A 1708-nucleotide genomic window follows, 5' to 3' on the forward strand; every position below is an offset into this window, starting at 1 on the left:
AGCAGTCAGCTAAGAAATAACTCAAAGGCGGCCAGAGTAGTTGACGCGTACCGGCCAAGGTAGTTGACGTCTAATAGGGGATTTCACTTCCGTCATGGGCGTAGACGTGAGCAGTTAGCAGATTTAGATCGTATGCTGAATCTGCTGGATGGTAAACCTGTTCCGGAGAATCGCAACGATCTTTCCGTCAGGCTCGATGCTCATATCTCCAAACAGCACGCTTCCGTTTACGAAGACGAGTATGTTGAGATACGTTACTTCCAGAAAGGCACTGGGCACATCATCTTTAAACGCTCTGATTTGATTGATAAGATGAACGAAATAGTTGCCCGCTATTTTCCTGCAACCCTACCACCTCGTACCTGAACCCAAATTCGAGTCACCAGAATCAATGCAAACGGACCGAGGGTACAAATGAGGGCACAAAAATCACCAAATTAAAAATAAACATTGTATATCAATTAAATAGCAACAAGACTCGATTCCGAGTCCGGGCACCACTATTTAGAAAACCCAGCCTATGGCTGGGTTTTTGCTATATGGCTACGGCCGATTTCTGGGCGCTGATAAGCGTGGCTTTAATGCAGGCACGCTTACGCTAATAGCCCGGTAAGTTAATACAGGCGGTGGCTCTTTTTTATCACTTAATTTTGCCGGATAAATTGCTGACCTGATTTGAAAGGTTGTCGTTGCTCCGCTTCATGTCATCAAGGCTTCTTTGCAATCGCTCGATCTTACTCTCCTGCTCAGAATTCTTTCTCTCAAGCTGTAAAACCTTCTGAGTTAGCTCATCGACTTTGCTGTTGTCGGACTTCATCTTCCTCAGGCTATCCTGCATCTCCTTTAGATCCGACGCCCTGAAATCAGAAGGCTCGATTTCATCTGCATCAGAAATTACCGGGATATATCCTATATTAGCGCTGCTGGGTTTGATACTAACCTGAACTTTATTTAGACCCGCAGAGTGTGCGTAACCCATTGAAGAGAAATAAAAAAAAGAAACAACACACAGACCAGACAGATATTTATTCATTTCTAACGTCCTTTTAAATTTTTCAATCACTTCCAGGAGTCTCCTTCTGGTATCACCCGCTCAGGATAAAACACATGGCTTAACCTCTGGCAGTTCATAAACGGGGTTAAAGCGCAGAAGATACTATTCGTTTTTCATTATAATACGCGTTTCCTCTCCCCCAAAATCCAACCGCCACCCGCTCATTTTCTGCCACCTTACATCCGCCGGTATCGAGATAAGCGCGTTACCCCGCACCTTATCAAAGGTATCTCCCATGCCCGTCAAAGAAATAATCCTGCTTAGCGCCTGCCTGTCAGGGCACCTTGTCCGCTACAACGGTACCGATAAATCCTGTTCCTCAGATCTGCTGCAACACTGGTGCGATGTAACGCAGCCGTGTGTGCTGGCGGCGTGGCTGGCGTTGAAAACTGCGCAGAGTCAGGGCTGTCGGTTTGCGATTATGACCGACGGTAGCCCAACCTGCGGGAGCCAGAATATATATGACGAGGCATCTGGCGGGATGAAGGTGCCGAGCGAAGGGGGCAAGGTAAAGTCGCCACTTGACCTTTTTTACGCATAAAGCAAAAAACCCCGCACCTTACGGTACGGGGTTCTTCTTAATTGATGCCTGGCAGTTCCCTACTCTCACATGGGGAGACCCCACACTACCATCGGCGCTACGGCGTTTCACTT

Annotated in this window: 3 protein-coding genes; 2 read left to right on the forward strand and 1 reads right to left on the reverse strand. The window is 47.2% G+C overall.

All coding sequences use genetic code 11. From position 1 onward, the window contains the following. Nucleotides 1–63 precede the first annotated feature (63 nt). Complete coding sequence (locus V6E55_RS25355) at nucleotides 64–366, forward strand: DUF4942 domain-containing protein (RefSeq protein ID WP_316944118.1); 303 nt, start codon at nucleotides 64–66, stop codon at nucleotides 364–366. Nucleotides 367–640: 274 nt separating this feature from the next. Here the strand turns inward: V6E55_RS25355 and V6E55_RS25360 are convergent, their stop codons facing one another. After that, nucleotides 641–1063 (reverse strand): hypothetical protein, encoded by a 423-nt coding sequence (locus V6E55_RS25360; RefSeq protein ID WP_316944119.1) that lies wholly within the window; start codon nucleotides 1061–1063, stop codon nucleotides 641–643. 226 nt (nucleotides 1064–1289) lie between these two features. Between V6E55_RS25360 and V6E55_RS25365 the strand changes: the two genes are divergently transcribed. Next, nucleotides 1290–1595, forward strand: coding sequence for a DUF523 domain-containing protein (locus tag V6E55_RS25365; protein WP_316944120.1), 306 nt, complete (start codon nucleotides 1290–1292; stop codon nucleotides 1593–1595). Nucleotides 1596–1708 lie beyond the last annotated feature (113 nt).

Source organism: Enterobacter sp. 342 (assembly GCF_036663495.1).
Classification (GTDB): domain Bacteria; phylum Pseudomonadota; class Gammaproteobacteria; order Enterobacterales; family Enterobacteriaceae; genus Enterobacter.

Coding starts and splice junctions, on each gene's coding strand:
- V6E55_RS25365 (WP_316944120.1), top strand. CDS start 1,290: ATGCCCGTCAAAGAAATAATCCTGCTTAGCGCCTGCCTGTCAGGGCAC.